Here is a 19,430-nt window from a genome sequence, read left to right as displayed (position 1 = left end):
GATCGCCGATCAGACGCCGTGTCGGCGCCCCTGGCAAGTCGCGTGTGAAACGGGCGTTTCAGCGCACTTCACCGAACTGATCCTTGGAAAGACGCACGGCCGGCCTGTCGAAGGCTGTCTCTGCGTCCCGCCATGTTCCGCCATAGCGCGACCAGCGGATGTCGCCTTCGTGCCAGTCATAGGCGATCGGCGTGCGCCCGCCGGCCGGATCGACATCCTCGCCGGAGATGGGTCTTAGCCCCGCGTGTCGTCGGCCGCGGGCTTGCGGGCGAGGCTGAACATCAACCAGCCCAGCAGGGCCGACAGGATGGAGCCGGCCAGCACGCCGATCTTGGTCTCGTCCTGCAGGAGGGGGGTCTTGAAGGCCAGGTTGTTGATGAACAGGCTCATGGTGAAGCCGATGCCGCACAGGGCGGCGACGCCATAGAGCTGCAGCATCGACGCGCCGCTCGGGCGTTGAGCCCAGCCCAGCTTGATGGCCGCCAGGCTGAAGCCGAAAACGCCGATCTGCTTGCCGACGAACAGCCCAAGGGCCGCGCCCAGGGTGGCTGGCGCGACCAAAGCCGCCGGGCCAATGCCGCCCAAGGCGACTCCGGCGTTGGCGAAACCGAACACCGGCACGACCAGATAAGCGACCCACGGCGCCAGGCCATGCTCCAGGCGGTGCAACGGCGACTGTCGGTCTTCGGTCCGGGCCGGCGACCCCGTCCTGGAGATTTGGGTGATCGGGATGGTCATGGCCAGGATCACGCCTGACAGGGTGGCGTGGATCCCGGACTTCAGGAACATCACCCACAGCACCGCCCCGACCAGCAGATAGGGCCACAGCCTGTCGACCTTGAGCCGGTTCATCGCCACCAGCACCCCCAGGGCCAACGCTGCCCCGCCGAGCGCCCACAGGGTCAGGTGATCGGTGTAGAATATGGCGATGATCAGGATGGCGCCCAGGTCGTCGATGATCGCCAGGGCGGCCAGAAAGATCTTCAGCGAGGCCGGAACGCGCGACCCCAGCAACGACAGTACGCCCAGGGCAAAGGCGATGTCGGTGGCGGCGGGAATGGCCCAGCCGCGCAGGTTGTCAGGCGCATGGCGATTGATGGCCACATAGATCAGGGCCGGCACGACCATGCCCCCCAGGGCCGCGACGCCGGGCAGCACGCGCAGCGACCAGGTCGAGAGCTCGCCGTCGACCATCTCGCGCTTGATCTCCAACCCGACCAGCAGGAAGAACACCGCCATCAAGCCGTCATTGACCCAGTGGGCCACGCTCAGCCCGGCGATATCGACATGCAGGGCGTGGAAATAGCCGTCGGCCAGCGGTGAGTTGGCGACGAGCAGAGCCAGGGCGGCTGAGCCCATCAGCAGCAGACCGCCGGCGGATCTGGTCTGAAGAAAGGCCCGCAGGGCGGAGCGGGGGAGAGCGGTCGGCATCGGCGGGCCTCGCGAGAATCGACGGCGTGATCTTGGGGGCGTAGGAACGACGTGGCCAGCCAACAGTCCCTCGAACGGCTACAACCCCGCGATCCGCCCAATCGCGTCGATATCCAGCGATCGCTCCAGCACCTCCGCGATCTCGTCCAAGGCCGCGTCGACCTTGCACGCATGGTCGCCTGGCGATACCGCCACGCCCAGCGGCGCCAGCAGGGCCGCGCGGGCGTCGCCGCGTTCGAACAGGCCGTGGACATAGGCCCCCGCCACCCGGCCGTCGGCCGACACCGCGCCGTCCGCCACCCCGCCGTCGAACACCAGCATCGGCCGCGCCACGCCCGGACCGGTCGTGCGACCGATGTGCATCTCATAGCCGGAGAAGGCCGCGTCGCCGTCCAGCAACCGTCCCGAAGCCGCCCGCAGCACCTTGTCGCCGAGCAGCACGGTCTCGACGTCGAGCAGGCCAAGACCCGCCGCCGCGCCGGGCGGGCCCTCGATACCCTCGGGGTCGGACACGGTCCGCCCCAGCATCTGGTATCCGCCACAGACGCCCAGCACCCGGCCGCCGCGCCGGACGTGGGCCAGGATGTCGATGTCCCAACCCTGGGCGCGAAGGAAGGCCAGGTCGGCCAGGGTGGCCTTGGCGCCGGGCAGGATCACCAGATCGGCGTCGCCGGGCACGGGTGTTCCGGGCGGCAGGAAGGAAAAGTCGATGTCAGGATCGGCGCGAAGCGGGTCGAACTCGTCGAAATTAGCGATCCGCGACAGCATCGGCACGACGATCCGCGCGCGCCTGTCGCCGTCGGCGCGGGCCCGGCGCTCCAGCACCACGGCGTCCTCGGCGGGCAGGGCCCGAGCGGGGTGGACCCAGGGAACCATGCCCAGGTCCGGCCAGCCGGTGCGCGCCACGATCTCCCGCCGGCCCTCGTCGAACAGCGAAGGATCACCCCGGAACTTGTTGATGATGAAGCCCTTGATGCGGTCGCGGTCGGCGGCGTCGAGCACCAGGTGCGCCCCAGCCAAGGCGGCGATCACGTGGCCCCGGTCGATGTCTCCCACCAGGGCCACCGGCACGTCGGCGGCGTGGGCGAACCCCATATTGGCGATGTCGCCGGCCCGCAGGTTGGTCTCGGCCGGGCTGCCCGCGCCTTCGACCAGCACGAGATCAGCCTCGGCGGCGAGCAGGCGGTAGCTCTCGACCGTGGTGGCCAGCAGGTCGGGCTTGAGGCCCTGGAAGTCGCGGGCCTTATAGGTCCCGGCCATCCGGCCGCGAACGATGACCTGGGCGCCGACATCGCTCTGCGGCTTCAGCAGCACCGGGTTCATGTGCACGGTCGCGGGCGTGCGGCAGGCCAGGGCCTGCAGCGCCTGGGCCCTGCCGATCTCGCCGCCGTCGCTGGTCACTGCGGCGTTGTTGGACATGTTCTGCGGCTTGAACGGCCGCACGATCAGCCCGCGATTGGCGAACAACCGGCACAGCCCCGCCACCAGGGTCGACTTGCCCACGTCCGAACCACAGCCCTGGATCATCAGCGACGCCATGGCTGTCGGCTACCTTCGTGACTCGGCCGGTATGGTGGCTGGCAGGACGTATCAAGGGTTGCGACGGGCGTACATCCCATGCCTAGTGAAGCTTCCGTTGCTAGCCTGCTGGGAAGAGCTCGTTGAAGCGATATCTGTTGTTGGCGCTGGCCATGCTGGCGTCAGCGAGCCTTGGGGCGCGGCCAGCGGGGGCGGTCACGCCGACCAGCTGTCACGATCGCTATCTGGCGGGCCGAGCTATCCCGAAGCAGGTCGAAGGTTGGGTTTGCGCCGATTCCGCCCTCGCAGGCCTCGAACGCGCTGTCTTCAAGACCTTTGTCGATCAGCGGCGCGTGGATGAATGGGTCTCGATCGCGAGCGAGAATGACCTACGAATAGAGCTCATGAAGTGTCAGGACGCAAAGTGCGTTCGCTATCGCTACCAGGACCGCCTTGACGAGGTGGTGCAAGGCGCGCCGTTCCCCTTATCCCACGGCAGGTCTCTGCATCGCGTCGGCCATTATCCGCGTGCGACGATCTGGAGCCGGGATTTAGGCGGTGGCTGGAGGGTCTTCAAGTTCGACATCGACAACGGACCTCTTCCTGAATCACCGCCGGATAGCGGGGTCGTCCCAGGATTCTATGAGGGTCTTGAAATGTTCGTCGCCGAGATGGTGGATGGTAAGACACGCTATCGGGGTTCCGAGGGGAACGGCTTCGATATCCAGATCCAGAAGAATGGGTTGTGGACAGTCACGCAAATTGGCGAATGCCAATGCGGCGGCAGCCTCAGTTATACCGGCATCTATCGCTGACCATAGCTGGCGCCAACGCCTGGACCCCTCTATATCCCCGGTCACATGACCATCGATCACGACTCCCGCCTCCGGCGGCTGAAGTTCCGGGCCTGGCACCGCGGATTTCGGGAAGCGGACCTCATTCTGGGGCCGTTCGCGGATATCCATGGGCCGAACCTGACGCCTGAGCAGCTCGACACCTTCGAAACCCTGATGGAGGAGTCGGATCGCGAGATCTACGCCTGGATCGTTGGTCAGGAAGCGACGCCGGCCAGGTTCGACACCGATGTCCTGACCCTTATCAAGACCTTTCGGTATGAGGCCCACGCCGTGCGGCCGGTTGGGGACGGGGCCTGAACCTAGTTTTTTAAACCGCTCATCCCGGCGAATGCCGGGACCCAGGTGAAACCCACATGCCGACCCGGACGAATCTGGGTCCCGGCATTCGCTGGGATGAGCGGAATTTGAGTAACAGCAGTCACACCGGCGGCGTTGTCGCTGATCAATCTTTGAAGAGTTGCATGGCCTACGACGCCAAACAGATCGCCAAGGCCGCCGGGGGCCTGACCCTGGCCGGGGCGCCAGAGGGGTTTGACGCCCTGGTGATGGCCGACATCGCCCGGGCGCGCGGCGGGCTGACCGTCTTCGTGGCCCGCGACACCGCGCGGGCCAGCGCCTTCATCGACGCCCTGAAGTTCTTCTCCCCCGAGATCGAGGCCGTGCTGTTCCCGTCCTGGGACTGCCTGCCCTATGACCGCATCGGCCCCTCGGCCGGCGTGGCCGCCACGCGGATGGCCACCCTGCACCGCCTGGCCCAGGGCCTGGGCAAGGACAAGCCGGCCATCCTGGTCACCGCCGCGCCGGCCCTGCTGCAACGCGTGCCGGAGAAGGCCGTGCTGCAACGGGCCAGCTACGGGGCCAAGGTCGGGGGCGTGGTCGATGTGGCCGACCTGGAGCGCTATTTCGCGATCAACGGTTATGTGCGGGCCTCGACCGTCTCGGAGCGCGGCGAGTTCGCGATCCGCGGCGGGGTGATCGACGTCTATCCGCCGGCCGCCGAGGAGCCGGTGCGACTGGACCTGTTCGGCGACACGCTGGAAAGCATCCGGGCCTTCGATCCCGAGACTCAGCGCTCGACCAAGTCGCTGAAGACCGTCGAGCTGCTGCCGGTCAGCGAGGCCCTGCTCGACAAGGCGGGCATTTCGCGGTTCCGCGGCGGATATATCCGCGAGTTCGGCGCGCCGGGCGACGACGCCCTCTACGCAACGGTCAGCGAAGGCGGCCGCCGGGCCGGCCTCGAGCACTGGCTGCCGCTGTTCTATGAGCGGATGGCGACCCTGTTCGACTATCTGCCGGACGGGGCCCTGGTCGGGGTCGACCACCAGGTCACCGAGAGCCGCGACGAGCGCCTGGCGATGATCGCCGACGCCTATGACGCCCGCGCCTCGGCCGACCGCAAGTCGGCCTATCGCCCGCTGAAGCCCGACGCCCTCTACCTGACCGCCGCCGAGTGGGATCAGGCGCTCGACAACCGCCCCAACCGCAAGTTCACGCCCTTCCAGCCTCAAGGGCTCGACGTCATCGACATGGGCGCGAAGCTCGGTCGCACCTTCGCCGCCGAGCGGGCCCAGGACAGCGTCAACCTCTTCCAGGCCACCGCCGAACACGCCACCACCCTGGCCGGGCAGGGGAAACGCGTGCTGTTCGCGTCGTGGTCGGAAGGCTCGTCCGAGCGCCTTGGCATGATGCTGGCCGATCATGGCCTGACCAGGATCCACTTCGCCGCCTATTGGCAGGCCGCCAAGGCCGCCGATCCCAAGGTCCCGCAGCGCGTGGTCCTGCCGCTCGACAACGGTTTCGAGACCGACACGCTTGTCGTGATCTCCGAGACCGACATCCTCGGCGACCGCCTGGCCCGGCCGCGCAAGAAGCGTCGCGCCGCCAATTTCCTGGCCGAGGCCAGCGCCCTGACCCCTGGCGACCTGGTCGTCCATATCGACCACGGCATCGGCCGCTACGAAGGCCTCAAGACTCTCGATGTGCAGGGCGCGCCGCACGACTGCCTGGACCTGCTGTATGGCGGCGAGAGCAAGCTCTATCTGCCGGTCGAGAACATCGACCTGCTGACCCGCTACGGGGCCGACGGCGAGAACGTCCAGCTGGACAAGCTGGGCGGCGCAGCCTGGCAGGGGCGTAAGTCCAAGGCCAAGGAACGGCTGCGGATCATGGCCGAGGGCCTGATCCAGATCGCCGCCGCCCGCCAGCTGAAGTCGGTGGAAGAGACTGAGCCGCCGCACGGCGTGTTCGACGAGTTCTGCGCCCGCTTCCCCTATGAGGAGACCGACGACCAGCTGTCGGCCATCGCCGACGTGCTGGAGGACCTCGGCTCGGGCAAGCCGATGGACCGGCTGATCTGCGGCGACGTGGGCTTTGGCAAGACCGAGGTCGCCCTGCGCGCGGCTTTCGTGGTGGCGATGAGCGGCAAGCAGGTGGCCATCGTCTGCCCGACGACGCTTCTGGCCCGCCAGCACTACAAGACCTTCAAGGACCGCTTCCAGGGCTGGCCGGTCAAGATCACCCGCCTGTCGCGCCTGGTCACCGGCAAGGAGGCCGCCGAGACCCGCGAGGGCCTCGCCAATGGCCAGCTGGAGATCGTGGTCGGCACCCACGCCATCCTGTCCAAGCAGGTGTCGTTCAAGGACCTGGGTTTGGTCATCGTCGACGAGGAGCAGCATTTCGGGGTCAAGGCCAAGGAGAAGCTCAAGGAGCTGCGGGCCGACGTCCACATGCTGACCCTGACCGCCACGCCCATCCCGCGCACCCTGCAGATGGCGCTCAGCGGCATCCGGGAAATGTCGATCATCGCCACCCCGCCGGTCGACCGCCTGGCGGTGCGCACCTATATCAGCCCCTTCGATCCGGTGACCCTGCGCGAGGCCCTGCTGCGCGAGAAGTATCGCGGCGGCCAGGCCTATTATGTGGTGCCGCGCATCAAGGACCTGGAGGAGATCGAGAAGTTCCTCCGCGTCCAGGTGCCCGAGGTCAAATATGTGGTGGGCCACGGCCAGATGGCCCCGACCCAGCTGGAAGACGTGATGACCGCCTTCTATGAGGGCCAGTACGACGTGCTGCTTGCGACGACGATCGTCGAGAGTGGGCTCGATATTCCCTCGGCCAACACCCTGATCGTCCACCGCGCCGACATGTTCGGCCTGGCTCAGCTCTACCAGATCCGCGGCCGGGTCGGCCGGTCCAAGGCGCGGGCCTACGCCTATCTGACCACGCCCAACGAGAAGACCATCACCCTATCGGCCGAGAAGCGGCTGAAGGTGCTGCAGTCGCTGGACAGCCTGGGCGCCGGCTTCCAGCTGGCCAGCCACGACCTGGACCAACGCGGCGGCGGCAACCTGCTGGGCGACGAGCAGAGCGGCCACATCAAGGAGATCGGCGTCGAGCTGTACCAGCAGATGCTGGAGGACGCCGTCGCCGAGCTGCGCCAGCGCCAGGGGGCCGAGGCCCTCAGCGAGGATCGCGGCTGGTCGCCGCAGATCAATACCGGCGCTGCGGTGATGATCCCCGACGAATATGTGCCCGACCTGAACGTGCGGCTGTCGCTGTATCGCCGCCTTTCGGAAGCCGAGAAGTCCGCCGACCGCGAGGCCCTGGCCGCCGAGCTGATCGACCGCTTCGGTCCGCTGCCGCCCGAGACGGATAGCTTGCTCAAGGTCGTCGCCATCAAGGGCCTGTGCCGCGAGGCCAATGTCGCCAAGATCGACGTCGGCCCCAAGGGCGCGGTCGCCAGCTTCCGCAACGACATCTACGCCAATCCGATGGCGCTGATGCAGTTCGTGGCCAAGAACAACATCGTCTGGAAGGTGCGTCCCGACCAGAAGGTGGTGATCAAGGGCGAGTGGGACACGCCCGCCAGGCGGCTCGACGCGGCGGAGAAAATCCTCGTGCAGTTGGTCAAGCTGGCCAAGGACGCCTGAGCCGGCGATTGGGGACATGCGCATGTCCCCCGTCAGCAGACGTTAATGCTCGGTGGATAGGAAGCAAAGTCTCGCGATTTCAACGCGTTGAATTTTCTCGACCTGATTTTATGCTCCCCCTGTCAGACCGCCCGCATACTGGTCTCACCTGAAAGCACGGGGAGGGCGCACGTACGGCGACCGAGGCGGCTTTCAGGGGTGGTCGAGCGGGAAGGCTTGTCCGCCGTGTCTCCGTCAAGGAGACGCCTTGGGTTGGAGTTGGGGCAGGTTCATTCAGGTGACGAAGCCCCGGCGCTCAGGGTCGGCGGACAGGCTGGCAGGTGCGGGCTGAAATCGCCCGCACGGTCCGGAGGGGTTAGCCGCCCTTCCGCCCGCCGGGGGCCAACTTCGGAAGCGGGTTAAGACCCCGCGCTTCGATGGCTCCCGTCTGAAGGCCACGCGAAGCGTCCGACCTTGTCGAAACGGTACATCTACTCAAAGCTATTCCGGGCGAGGCCCGGGCGCTTCGCACCCTTCCCAATTCGCCTCACAGCCAGATTGGCGTGAGATCACACCGACTTGCCCCCACCTGGCGACTTCGTCGCCTGTCGCGGCGAGGGGGCGGAAAGACCGCAAAGCGGTCAGGTGGGGGCAAGTGGGTGAGCCCCTAAACCTTCTTCGCCCGTCCCGCCCGGACATTGTCGATGGCCAGTTTCAGCGCTTCCATGTCGGCTCCGGCGATCATCTTGTCGCCGACAAAGAAGGCCGGCGTGCCTTCGATGGCCAGGGCCTCGGCCAGGGCGTGGGTGTCGGCCAGGTGCTGGGTGGTGGTGGCGTTGGTCGCCACGGCCTGGGCCTTGGCGACATCAATGCCGACCTCGCCGGCGATGCGAATCACGGCGGCGGCGTCCAGGCTCTTCTCGGCCATCAGGCGCTGATGCAGAGCGATGGTCTTGCCCTGGTCCTTGGCCCCCAGGACCATGCGGGCGGCGACCTCGGAATCATGGCCGAAGATCACGAAGTCCTTGAACACGAACCGCACGTCGGGGTTTTGCTGGATCAGCGCCACCACCTGCGGCGCGGCCAGCTTGCAGTAGCCGCAGCGGTAGTCGAAGAACTCGACCACGGTGATCGAGCCATTCGGATTGGCCACGAAGTCACGTGGATCGCGCTCCAGCGCCTGGCGATACTTGCCGATGACGTCCTTGGCCTTCTCGGCGGCTTGGCCGGCCTGCTTTTCCTGCAGCTTGGCGCTGACCTCCATCAGCACTTCGGGATTGGCCAGGAGATAGGCATGGACCTTCTCGCCGAAAGCCTTGTCCGGCTTGGCCGGGCCGCAGGCGATCAGGGAAAGGGCGGCGAGGGACGCGGCGGCCAGCGCCAGCGGACGTTGAAAGGGCATGGAGGTCTCTGGAAAGGGCGGCGACTAGCGGCGCAGGCCCGAGGTGACGGCGCCTTCCTTGGCCAGGTCCTTGAGGTCCTGGTTGGAAGGGTTGGAGGTCAGGACGATGTCGGTGGCGCGACGCCATTCGACACTGTCCTTCTTCAGCAGTTCCCGGGCTCGCATGGCGAAGACGCGGGCCTCCTGGGTGGCGCCCATGTTGAAATACTGCTCGGCGGTGGCCAGGCGGGCCTCGCCGTCCTCGCCGCGCTGGTCATAGGCCTGGGCCAGCAGGCGCCAGGCCACCGAATTGTCGCTCTCGTCGATCAGCGAGCGCTTCAGTTCGGCGATGCCCTCCTCGACCTTCTTGGGGTCGCTCTGGCCGATCAGGGTCTGGCCCAGATTGACCCGCAGCAAGGCGGCGTCAGGCTTCAGCGCCACCGAGCGGCGCTGGGGCTCTTCGGCCTCCTTGACACGGTTAAACTCGAACAGGATCTGGCCCTTGAGCTCCCAGAGATAGGGATTGTTCGGGTTCTCGGCGATCAGGCCTTCCAGGATTTTCAGGGCCCGGTCGGGCTCCTTCATCTGGTAATAGGCGATGGCCCGGGCATAGCGGGCTGGAAAGCCGCGATCGTTTTCCTTGTACTTGACGATCGCCACGCCGGGATTGATGAAGCCCTCCAGCTTGGCCTTCATGATCTCGTGTTCGGCCAGGGACTCCGGATCATCGACGGCGTTGTAATGCGCTTGCTTCTCGACCCGGCCGCGCAGGGCGTCGATCCGGTCGCCCGACAGCGGGTGGCTGCGGAAATAGGCGAAACGCCGCGACTGGTCGAAGACCTCCTGATAGCGGAAATTGTCGAAGAACTCGACCAGGCCGCGACCCGACTGGCCGGTGGCCTCCAGAAAGCCCGCGCCGGCCTGGTCGGCCCGGGACTCCTGGTCTCGGCTGTAGCCCAGGGCCCCCAGGGCGCCGAAATACTGGGCGTTGCCCATCAGCACGGCCCCGGCGTCGGGGGCGCCGGCCAAGGCGGCCAGCACGCCCAGGCCCATGGTCAGGATCATCGGCTTGAGGCCGGCCTTCATCATCTCGTCGGAGCGCAGCGGGTGAGCGCCGGCCAGGTGGCCGGTTTCGTGGGCAATGACGCCCTTCAACTGGTTGGGCGTCTCGGTCTGAAGGATCAGGCCGGTGTTGAGACCCATCATCAGGCCCTGGGTGGCGAAGGCGTTCAGTTCCTTGTCGCCGACCAGCAGGATACGCACCGTCTTTGGGTCCAGGCCCGCCGCCGCATAGATCGGGTCGGCGTCGCGGTGCAGGATTTCCTCGATCTCGGTGTCGCGGATCAGGGAGGCGCCGTTCTGGGCGCTAGCCGGCGTGGCCGGCGTCAGCGTGGCCGCGAGCAGGATCAGCGCCGAAAGCGCCGAGCCGGTTCGCAGACCGTTCTTGCCGGAAGCCGCCCAACTGCGGGAGGTCATCGAAGCTCTCCTGATCGCGCCCCCGCGCTCAAACAGCAGTCTAACGCGGTTCTCGGCGACCTGGAAACAGCGGTCGATCGAGTTCCCCACGGAGATAGTGATGAAGGCCGGCGGGACCAGGGCCCCGCCGGCCTTCATCACGGCTTATCAGCCGCGACGCCACCAGCCGCGCTTGGGCTTTTCAGGCGGGGTCAGGATCTCGGACGGATCGGGCTCGACCGCGACAGGCGTCTCAGCGGGCTCGATAGCGACCGGCTCGGGCTCTGGGGTTGGAGCGACGACCTCGACGTCGGCGGCCACCATCGGCGTGTCCTCGATCACCGGAGGGGCGATCGGGGTGGCTTCGGCGACCGGCGTTTCCGCCACGGCTTCGACCTCCACGGTTTCGGCCTCCACGGTTTCAACGACCTCGTCGGTGGTCTTGCGACCCCGGCTGCGCGGACGGCGCGCCTTCTTCGGCGCGTCTTCCTGCGGCGGCAGTTCGACCCAGATATCGGCCGGCGGACCTTCGATCACCGCCGGGGCCAGCGGCGCCGGCTCCAGATCGGCGACATCGACCCGTTGAGCGGGAGCCCGTTCGACGCTCGAGGCGTCGGCCACCTGTTCGGTGCGTTCGCCACGGCCTCGCCCACGGCGACCACCGCGTTCGGCGCGTTCGGCGCGTTCGGGACGCGCGGCGGTTTCCGCGACAGGCGCGGCGACCGCTTCCGCCGCCTCTACGCGCTCGGGACGATCGGCTCGCTCAGGGCGACGCTCGCCGCGGCCGCCATCCAGGGTTTCGGGATCGTGCCAGACAAAGGCGTTCTCGCCGAACGGCACCCGCGGTCGGGCCCAGGTGAAGGCGTCGGCCGGACGATCGCCGTCCTCGCGGCCGCCACGACGACCGCCACGGCGACCGCGACGGCGACGACGGCGGCGGGACTCCTCGTCCTCGCCCTCGATGTCGCCCTCGGCGCGTTCGACGCCGTCGGCGTCTTCCTCGTCCTCGACGCCGGCCGCTTCGGCCGGGGCCTCTTCAGCGTCGTCTCGACGACCGCCGCGACGCCGGCGCTTACGACCGCGACGGCCGTTGGCGTCATCCTCAGCCGGCTCGGCGCGGGCCGGACGGGCAGGGCGCGGCTCGGCGCTCTCCTCATCCGAGGGCTCGACCTCGGCTTCGATCTCTTCTTCGTCCTCGTCCTCCTCGTCGTCGAACGCCTCGTCCTCATAGACGGGGTCCGGCTCGATCGGGGCGAAGATCTGCGGGGCCGGGCGTTCGCCCAGCTCGGTGCGGTCGATATCGTGCTCGGCCTGGTGCAGGGCGTCATCGACCAGCACGGTGACGAACAGCGCGTGGGTCTGTTGCAGGCGCAGCAGATAGGCGCGCTTTTCGTTCAGGATGTAGATCCCGACCGGGCGGCTGACCTTCAGGGTGACGGCGCCGCCGCCCTTCAGGGCCTCGACCTCGACAGCGCGAAGCGCCGCCAGGGCGCTGGACTCGACCGAGCGGACGCGGCCGGTGCCGTCGCAATGTTCGCAGACGTGGGTGGTGCCTTCCAGCACGCCGGTGCGGCGGCGCTGGCGGCTGATTTCCATCAGGCCAAAACCACTGATCTTGCCCATCTGGATGCGGGCGCGATCGTCCTTGAGCGAGTCCTTCAGGACCTTTTCAACGGCGCGGTTGTTCTTGCCTTCATCCATGTCGATGAAGTCGATGACGATCAGGCCGGCCAGGTCGCGCAGACGCAGCTGGCGGGCGGCTTCTTCCGCCGCTTCCAGGTTGGTCTTCAGCGCGGTGGCTTCAATGTTGCGCTCGCGGGTCGCCTTGCCCGAGTTGACGTCGATGGCCACCAGGGCTTCGGTCTGGTTGATCACCAGATAGCCGCCCGACCGCAGGGGCACGGTTGGCGAATAGATCTGGGCCAGATGGTCCTCGATCTTGTGATTGACGAACAGCGGCGCCGGCTCCCGATACGGGAACACCTTCTTGGCCTGGCTGGGCATCAGCATGCGCATGAACTCGCGCGCTTCCTTGTAGCCAGCCTCGCCCTCGACCCAGATGCCTTCCAGCTCCTTGTCATACATGTCGCGAATGGCGCGTTTGACGAGGTCTTCTTCCTCGTAGATCAGCGCCGGGGCGATCGAGTGCAGCGTGTTGTCGCGGATGTTTTCCCACAGACGCAGCAGATATTCGTAGTCGCGCTTGATCTCGGCCTTGGTGCGCTTGGCGCCCGCCGTGCGGACGATCAGGCCCATGCCCTGCGGGACGTCCAGCCCCTGCACGACGCTCTTGAGACGCTTGCGGTCGGTGACCGTGGTGATCTTGCGACTGATGCCGCCGCCGCGGGCGGTGTTGGGCATCAGGACGCCGTAGCGGCCGGCCAGCGACAGATAGGTGGTCAGGGCCGCGCCCTTGTTGCCGCGCTCTTCCTTGACCACCTGAACCAGCATGATCTGCCGGCGGCGGATCACGTCCTGGATCTTGTACTTGCGCATCAGGCGGCGCTTGCGGCGCGCCAGTTCTTCCTCGACGGCGTCGTCCTCGTCATCGACGGCGTCGCCTTCGTTGCCGCCATCACGGCCATGGTGATGGTCATCCTCATCATCGTGAGAATCGTCGCGCATCAGCGCTTCGCGGTCGGCGACCGGGATCTGGTAATAGTCTGGGTGAATCTCGTTGAAGGCCAGGAAACCGTGACGGTTGCCGCCATACTCGATGAACGCAGCCTGCAGGCTGGGCTCAACGCGGGTCACCTTGGCGAGATAGATATTTCCGCGGAGCTGTTTGCGGGTCCGGCTTTCAAAATCGAATTCTTCAACCCGGGTACCATCCACGACCACCACACGCGTCTCTTCGGCGTGGGCGGCGTCGATCAACATCTTTTTCGACATAAAGGGTATCTCCACGGCGCACGGCGAGCGCTGGGCTCGGGCGCCGATATGAATGAAGGGCGCGCACGTCACCGCCCGTCGCACCGCCAAGGCGGTTGCGGAAGGTCGGTCGCCAGAGGCGGTCGGGTGCGGCGCAGCCCATGAGGTTTCTGTGTTCCTTAAACGCGCCGGGGGGCGCGGATCGGAGGGAGCGTCGACGCCAGGGTTGGCTTAAGGGTCCGACGCGGGCCCTGCGGGACGATCCAGACGAAGGCTTCGTGCCTCACGCTGGTAATCGCGCCCAAACTCAATTCAGTCCGGCGATTCCGGCCACGGACGTGATTTGCACCCTAAGGGGATGCAAGTGTCCGCGAGATAGGAACCACTCGCGCTTACCGCCATGACGATCAGGGCGTTCAGCGCGCGGACCATAGTGTAGCAACAACGCATCACAAAAGAAAAGCACTCGACTGAAGCCGTTCGCGCGGCCATGTCGCATCGTGGGTTAACGGTTTCTCTACTCGAAGATGCAGATATCGTGGTTTGGTTAGGTTGAACGCCGCGGGGCGAACGGGCGGGCATGGCTAGGGTTTTGATCTCGGCGGCAAGAACGGGTTGGGCGCGCGCGGCGATGATCGTCGGCGGCTTAGCGCTGGCTGGCGTCGCGGTGGCTATGGCCCAGGGGCCCGCGCCGGCCGCAGGCGTGCAAAAGGTCCGCTTCGGCGGCGACCGCAACGAGACCCGCATCGTCATCGATCTGGATCGCGCGGCCTCCGGCAAGCTGTTGGCCGACGGAACCGGAGATCGCCGCGTGGTGATCGGCCTGCCCAACGTCACCATCGCCGGTGATCTGCAAGGTACGGGGCAGGGGCTTGTCGAGCGCTGGTCGATCGACGAGGCTGCGGGTGGCGCGCGCCTTCGCCTCGACCTCAAGGCCAATGCCGAGGTTCGCCGCCGTTTCCTGTTGCCCCCCGGCGACGGGACGTCGGCCTATCGCTATGTCATCGATCTCAAAGCGACCGATTCAGTGGGCGCGGCCCAGTCGCCGGCGCTTCGACCAACCCTCGTGTCAGCATCGGTCAAGGCCTCAGCCCTCCGCCTGAAGAAGGTGATCGTCATCGACGCCGGCCACGGCGGCAAGGACCCTGGCTCGTCGGGCGCCACCACCGCCGAAAAGGACGTCACCCTGGCCGCCGCCAAGGCGCTGAAATCCCGGCTGGAAAAATCGGGCCGCTACACCGTGGTCCTGACCCGTCAGTCCGACACCTTCGTTCCCTTGGAATCGCGGGTGCAGATCGCCCGCCGCGCCGACGCCGACCTGTTCATCTCGCTGCACGCCGATTCGGGCCCCGACGCCACGACCCGCGGGGCCAGCGTCTACACCCTGTCGGAAAAGGGCACCGAGCGCGTGGCGCGGGTGCTCGAGAAGGACGACTGGCTGATGAAGGCCAACCTGCCTGGGCGCGACCGCGCGGTCAGCCAGATCCTGCTGGACCTGTCGCAACGCGCCACCAAGAACCGCTCCGCCGCCTTCGCCGAGACCCTGCTGCAATCGGTCGGGGAAGAGACGACCTTGCTGCGTCGCAGCCACCGTGACGCGGGCTTCATCGTGCTGCTGGCGCCGGACATTCCCGCCGTCCTGCTCGAAATGGGCTTCATCACCAATATCGATGATGAGCAGTTGCTTCAGACCCCAGCCGGTCGTGGCAGACTGATGGACGCCGTGGCCAGCTCGATCGAGTCCTATTTCGCCGCCCAGACCCGGCTGGCCGCGCGCTAGCCAGGTTCGCGAGGATGGCGAGAGCCGTTGGCGCCTCGCCCGATGCGCGCTAGAGCCTTGGTAGGGAAGACGCGTCGGACCTGGCCCGGCCCTGCGACCGCAAAACCGCTTACGTTTTTGCTGATCGCGCTCTAGAGGATTCGAACGGAGCGGGCGAAAGTGCGTCGCCCGACGGAGGCTGCGTGGATCTGAAGCCCAGAGACCGATGGATCGCCATCGCCGGCGTCACGGTGCTGTCCGCGATCGCCGTGGCCGGCTTCGCTATCGCGATCTACGCGGCCTGGCTGTTCCACGACATGCCCGACGCCGGTGAACTGCAGGACTATCGTCCGCCGACCGCGACCCGCGTTTACGCCTGGGACGGCACGCTGATCGGCGAATATTCCAAGGAACGCCGGATCTTTGTCCCCTACGACCAGATTCCGCCGCAACTGGCCCAGGCCTTTCTTGCGGCCGAGGATCATAACTTTTTCAAGCACGGCGGCGTCGATGTCAGCGGCTTCTCGCGCGCCATGCTCAACAATGTCGGCAACGCCGCGCGGGGCCGACGCCTTGAAGGCGGCTCGACGATCACCCAGCAGGTGGCCAAGAATGTCCTGCTGACCAGCGATGCGACGGTGGGACGCAAGTTCAAGGAAGCGATCCTGGCGCATCGTCTGGAGCAGTCGCTCGACAAGCAGCAGATCCTCGAGCTGTACCTCAACGAAATCTGGCTGGGCTACCGCTCGTTCGGCGTCGGCGCGGCGGCCTACAACTATTTCGGCAAGTCGCTGCCCGAACTGAGCCTGGCCGAATGCGCCTATCTGGCCGCCCTGCCCAAGGGACCGGATAATTATCATCCCATCCGCAACAAGGGCAAAGCCAAGGCCCGCCGCGACTGGATCCTGGGGCAGATGGCCGACCTCGGTTGGGTCAGCCAGGACGACGCTCGCAAGGCGATGGCCGAGGATCTGGTCGTCCAGGCCGCGCCCAGCCGAGCCAAGTATCGCGACGCCGACTATTTCGTCGAAGAGGTCCGGCAACGCGGCGTCGCCACGCTGGGCCCGCGTCTTAGCGAAGGCGGCTACTACATGCGTACGACGCTGGATCCCAAGCTGCAGACTGCGGCGCGGGTGGCCTTGATGGAGGGACTGGAAAAGTACGACCGCCGCCATGGCTGGCGCGGGGCCTGGGGCCACGTCGAGACGATCGACACCGACTGGGAAAGGGCCATCAAGCTGAAGCCCCCGTCCGAACGGACCAACTGGCGCGCCGCGCTGGTCACATCGTCCGCGGGCGGCGTGCGCTTGGCCAAGGACGGCGGCGAGGGGGCGATCGTTGGCGAGGACATGGCTTGGGCAAACGCCACCAATGGCTTGAAGGCCGGCGATCTGGTGTTCGTGGAGAGAGCCGACACCGGGGGCTATCGTTTGAGACAGATCCCCGCCGTCAACGGCGCCTTGGTCGCCATGGAGCCCTATAGCGGCCGGGTAATCGCCTTGGTCGGCGGTTACAGCTTCTCCCTGTCCAATTTCAACCGCGCCACCCAGGCGATGCGCCAGCCCGGCTCGGCCTTCAAGCCGTTCGTCTATGCCACGGCCCTTGAGAACGGCTACACGCCGGCCAGCGTCGTGGTGGATAGCGCCATCACCTTCAAGGGCGCCAATGGCGAGGATTGGAGCCCGGAGAACTATCACAAGAAGTTCTACGGAGCCCTGCCGCTGCGCAAGGGGCTGGAGCAGTCGATCAACGCCATGACCGTGCGCCTGGCCCAGAGCGTCGGCATGAGAAAGATCATCGACATGGCCAAGCGCACGGGCGTCACCCGTGACATGGCGCCGGTGCTGGCCATGGCGCTGGGGGCGGGGGAGACCACGCCCTTCAAGCTGACCACGGCCTACACGCCCTTCGTCAATGGCGGCCGTCGGGTCGAGCCGCACCTCATCGAACTGGTGCAGGACCGCGAGGGCAAGGTGATCTTCCGCGCCGACAAGCGCGACTGCGTGCGCTGCGACGCCGGCTTCAACGGCGACGAGAGCCCGCGCATCCCGGCCTTGGGCGAACAGGTCATGGATCCGATCACCGCCTACCAGGTGACCTCGATGCTGCAGGGGGTGGTCCAGCGCGGCACTGCCGCCCAGGCCAGTTCGCTGGGTTATCCGTTGGCCGGCAAAACCGGCACCACCAATGAGTATCGCAGCGCCTGGTTCATGGGCTATTCGCCCAGCCTGGTGGTTGGAGTGTTCATTGGCTTCGACGATAACCGATCGCTGGGCGAGGGCGAGACGGGTGCGACCGGCCCCGTGCCGATCTTCATGGACTTCATGCGCGAGGCGTTGAAAGGCCAGCCGAAGACCGAGTTCAGGGCCCCCAAGAACGCCAAGTTCGCCATGGTTCGCGGCGTCCGCGAGGCGTTTCGACCCGGCACCGAGCCGAAGTTCACGGCTCCCACCGCCGCCAGTGGACCGCAGCCCTACGGAGCGGCTTGGCCCGACGGCAAGGTCGGCCCGACACCGACGCCGGGCCCCGGCAAGCCGCCGAGCCAGGCTCCAGACATTGGTGGCCTCTACTAAATCCAGTCGGTCATTGCGCCGACTCCTGTCGCGGGCTATGTCCCGCGCCCTTAAACACTGTCACGGAGTTACGTGATGAGACCGGATGTCGAGGCCTCAGCGGCTGACATCGAGCAGTCCATTGGACTGCTCAGGAGGCGTCTTTGACTGGGATGTCGCGCTTCGCAAACTCGATGAACTGAACGCCCGGGTCGAAGACCCGACCCTGTGGGACCGGCCTTCCGAGGCCCAGGCGGTGTCGCGTGAACGCGCGGCCCTTGCCGCCCGCGTCGAGGCCGTTCAGGTGCTGGTGACCGGACTGAAGGACGCCTTGGAATATGCCGAGCTAGCCGATATGGAGGGCGACGACGCCCTGCTGGAGGACGCCCGCGCCCAACTCAAGGCGCTGAAGGATACGGCCGGCCGCGCCGAGCTCGAGGCCTTGCTGTCGGGCGAGGCCGACGGAAACGACTGCTATGTCGAAATCAATTCCGGGGCCGGTGGGACCGAGTCCTGCGACTGGGCCGGCATGCTGCTGCGCATGTACAGCCGCTGGGCCAACGCCCACAAGATGACGGTCGAACTGGTGGAAGAGACCTCCGGCGATCAGGTCGGCATCAAGTCGGCCACCCTGCTGGTCAAGGGCACGAACGCCTATGGCTGGCTGAAGACCGAGGCCGGCGTGCACCGCTTGGTGCGCATCAGCCCTTATGACGCCGCCGCCAAGCGCCATACCAGCTTCGCCTCGGCTTGGATCTATCCGGTGGTCGACGACGCCATCGAGATCGACATCAACCCGTCCGACGTGCGCACCGACACCTACCGGGCCTCAGGCGCGGGCGGCCAGCATATCAACAAGACCGACTCGGCGGTTCGCCTGACGCACATTCCGACAGGCATCGCCGTGGCCTGTCAGGCCGGTCGCTCGCAGCACCAGAACCGCGAGGAAGCTTGGAAGATGCTGCGGGCCCGGCTCTACGAGGCCGAGCTGCAGAAGCGGGAAGCCGCCCAGCAGGCGTTGGAGGACCTCAAGACCGACATCGGCTGGGGTCACCAGATCCGCAGCTACGTGCTGCAGCCTTACCAGATGGTCAAGGACCTGCGGACCAATGTCGAGACGTCCGACACCCAGGGGGTGCTCGACGGCGATCTGGACGAGTTCATGGGCGCGTCCCTGGCTCAGCGGGTCGGGGCGACGCGGGACGCCTGATCTCAGTCCTGCTGGCGTCGCCATGGCGTCAGCGGGATTTGTCAGCGTCGCAGTCGGCGACCAAGATCGGGCCTTGGCTTTCTGGACCGAGAAGTTGGGCCTGCGCGTCGCCACCGATCAGCTGGTGGGGCCGGGCAAGCACTGGATAAAGCTGAGAATTCCCGGGGCCGAGGCCGGTCTTGCGCTGTTCACGCCGGACGGTCAAGAGGATCGCGTCGGCAAGTTCTTCAACGGCTCGTTCACCTGCGACGACGTCGAGCACGCCTATCGCAAGATGAGCGAAAAGGGGGGGCGTCTTCGAGGGGCCGCCCGAGAAGCAGCCTCGGGGGACGTTCGCCAAGTTTCGCGATCTGGACCGGCGACACCTTCGTGCTGTCCAGCCGCTGAGGCTCTGACGAGAGCATTTTTCGAGCGAAGTGGTTCCGGTTCGCGTGAAGAAAAATGCCTCAAAACAGAAGATTAGAGCTCACGGCCTGACGCAGTCAGGT

At 66.5% G+C, this 19,430-nt stretch carries 13 protein-coding genes; 7 read left to right on the top strand and 6 right to left on the bottom strand.

The features are described from left to right. Positions 1 to 234: 234 nt before the first annotated feature. Both nhaA and ACP7AG_RS13865 read right to left on the bottom strand, forming a co-directional pair. Entirely contained in the window at positions 235 to 1,431 is a 1,197-nt protein-coding gene (nhaA, locus tag ACP7AG_RS13870; RefSeq protein ID WP_426031529.1) for a Na+/H+ antiporter NhaA, read from the bottom strand. A gap of 78 nt (positions 1,432 to 1,509) precedes the next feature. After that, positions 1,510 to 2,970, bottom strand: coding sequence for a cobyric acid synthase (locus ACP7AG_RS13865; protein ID WP_426031527.1), 1,461 nt, complete (start codon positions 2,968 to 2,970; stop codon positions 1,510 to 1,512). A 122-nt stretch (positions 2,971 to 3,092) separates the two neighbouring features. Between ACP7AG_RS13865 and ACP7AG_RS13860 the strand changes: the two genes are divergently transcribed. The 3 genes from ACP7AG_RS13860 (at position 3,093) to mfd (ending at position 7,735) form a co-directional block, all read left to right on the top strand. Continuing rightward, on the top strand, positions 3,093 to 3,764 hold the full coding sequence (locus tag ACP7AG_RS13860; RefSeq protein WP_426011551.1) for a hypothetical protein: 672 nt from the start codon (positions 3,093 to 3,095) through the stop codon (positions 3,762 to 3,764). Positions 3,765 to 3,809: 45 nt separating this feature from the next. After that, a complete protein-coding gene (locus ACP7AG_RS13855; protein WP_426011550.1) occupies positions 3,810 to 4,103 on the top strand; it encodes a succinate dehydrogenase assembly factor 2 in 294 nt (97 codons plus the stop codon). A gap of 164 nt (positions 4,104 to 4,267) precedes the next feature. Continuing rightward, complete coding sequence (gene mfd, locus ACP7AG_RS13850) at positions 4,268 to 7,735, top strand: transcription-repair coupling factor (protein WP_426031525.1); 3,468 nt, start codon at positions 4,268 to 4,270, stop codon at positions 7,733 to 7,735. A gap of 646 nt (positions 7,736 to 8,381) precedes the next feature. Here mfd and ACP7AG_RS13845 read toward each other — a convergent pair. The 4 genes from ACP7AG_RS13845 to ACP7AG_RS13830 all read right to left on the bottom strand — a co-directional run bounded on the left by ACP7AG_RS13845 (position 8,382) and on the right by ACP7AG_RS13830 (position 13,584). Then, positions 8,382 to 9,116, bottom strand: a complete 735-nt coding sequence (locus ACP7AG_RS13845; RefSeq protein ID WP_426031523.1) for a DsbA family protein — start codon at positions 9,114 to 9,116, stop codon at positions 8,382 to 8,384. 24 nt (positions 9,117 to 9,140) lie between these two features. After that, a complete protein-coding gene (locus ACP7AG_RS13840; RefSeq protein ID WP_426031521.1) occupies positions 9,141 to 10,571 on the bottom strand; it encodes a M48 family metalloprotease in 1,431 nt (476 codons plus the stop codon). Between the two features lie 147 nt (positions 10,572 to 10,718). After that, the gene (locus ACP7AG_RS13835; protein ID WP_426031519.1) at positions 10,719 to 13,442 is read right to left on the bottom strand and encodes an Rne/Rng family ribonuclease; all 2,724 of its coding nucleotides are present in this window, start codon (positions 13,440 to 13,442) and stop codon (positions 10,719 to 10,721) included. Next, positions 13,366 to 13,584, bottom strand: a complete 219-nt coding sequence (locus ACP7AG_RS13830) for a hypothetical protein (protein WP_426011545.1) — start codon at positions 13,582 to 13,584, stop codon at positions 13,366 to 13,368. Before ACP7AG_RS13830 ends, ACP7AG_RS13835 begins: the two co-directional genes overlap by 77 nt. Before the next feature lie 417 nt (positions 13,585 to 14,001). Between ACP7AG_RS13830 and ACP7AG_RS13825 the strand changes: the two genes are divergently transcribed. The 4 genes from ACP7AG_RS13825 to ACP7AG_RS13810 all read left to right on the top strand — a co-directional run bounded on the left by ACP7AG_RS13825 (position 14,002) and on the right by ACP7AG_RS13810 (position 19,405). Next, a complete protein-coding gene (locus tag ACP7AG_RS13825; RefSeq protein ID WP_426011544.1) occupies positions 14,002 to 15,201 on the top strand; it encodes an N-acetylmuramoyl-L-alanine amidase family protein in 1,200 nt (399 codons plus the stop codon). A gap of 182 nt (positions 15,202 to 15,383) precedes the next feature. Then, entirely contained in the window at positions 15,384 to 17,753 is a 2,370-nt protein-coding gene (locus ACP7AG_RS13820) for a penicillin-binding protein 1A (RefSeq protein WP_426031517.1), read from the top strand. 75 nt (positions 17,754 to 17,828) lie between these two features. Further along, a protein-coding gene (prfB, locus tag ACP7AG_RS13815) for a peptide chain release factor 2 (RefSeq protein ID WP_426011542.1) occupies positions 17,829 to 18,942 on the top strand; the annotation gives its coding sequence in 2 pieces (ribosomal slippage) (positions 17,829 to 17,897 and positions 17,899 to 18,942; 1,113 coding nt in all). Positions 18,943 to 19,015: 73 nt separating this feature from the next. After that, positions 19,016 to 19,405, top strand: a complete 390-nt coding sequence (locus ACP7AG_RS13810) for a VOC family protein (RefSeq protein ID WP_426011541.1) — start codon at positions 19,016 to 19,018, stop codon at positions 19,403 to 19,405. Positions 19,406 to 19,430: the final 25 nt, after the last annotated feature.

It is taken from the genome of Caulobacter sp. DWP3-1-3b2, assembly GCF_049896325.1.
Classification (GTDB): Bacteria; Pseudomonadota; Alphaproteobacteria; order Caulobacterales; family Caulobacteraceae; genus Caulobacter.
Note: the sequence above shows the minus strand (reverse complement) of the source record. Positions and strands in the feature narration are given on the sequence as shown.

Bases quoted from the DNA above. Each gene is read 5' to 3' on its own strand.
- ACP7AG_RS13855 (WP_426011550.1), top strand. From the start codon at position 3,810: ATGACCATCGATCACGACTCCCGCCTCCGGCGGCTGAAGTTCCGGGCC.
- ACP7AG_RS13835 (WP_426031519.1), bottom strand. From the start codon at position 13,442: ATGTCGAAAAAGATGTTGATCGACGCCGCCCACGCCGAAGAGACGCGT.
- ACP7AG_RS13845 (WP_426031523.1), bottom strand. From the start codon at position 9,116: ATGCCCTTTCAACGTCCGCTGGCGCTGGCCGCCGCGTCCCTCGCCGCC.
- ACP7AG_RS13865 (WP_426031527.1), bottom strand. From the start codon at position 2,970: ATGGCGTCGCTGATGATCCAGGGCTGTGGTTCGGACGTGGGCAAGTCG.
- nhaA (WP_426031529.1), bottom strand. From the start codon at position 1,431: ATGCCGACCGCTCTCCCCCGCTCCGCCCTGCGGGCCTTTCTTCAGACC.
- ACP7AG_RS13825 (WP_426011544.1), top strand. From the start codon at position 14,002: ATGGCTAGGGTTTTGATCTCGGCGGCAAGAACGGGTTGGGCGCGCGCG.
- mfd (WP_426031525.1), top strand. From the start codon at position 4,268: ATGGCCTACGACGCCAAACAGATCGCCAAGGCCGCCGGGGGCCTGACC.
- ACP7AG_RS13830 (WP_426011545.1), bottom strand. From the start codon at position 13,584: ATGGGCTGCGCCGCACCCGACCGCCTCTGGCGACCGACCTTCCGCAAC.
- ACP7AG_RS13840 (WP_426031521.1), bottom strand. From the start codon at position 10,571: ATGACCTCCCGCAGTTGGGCGGCTTCCGGCAAGAACGGTCTGCGAACC.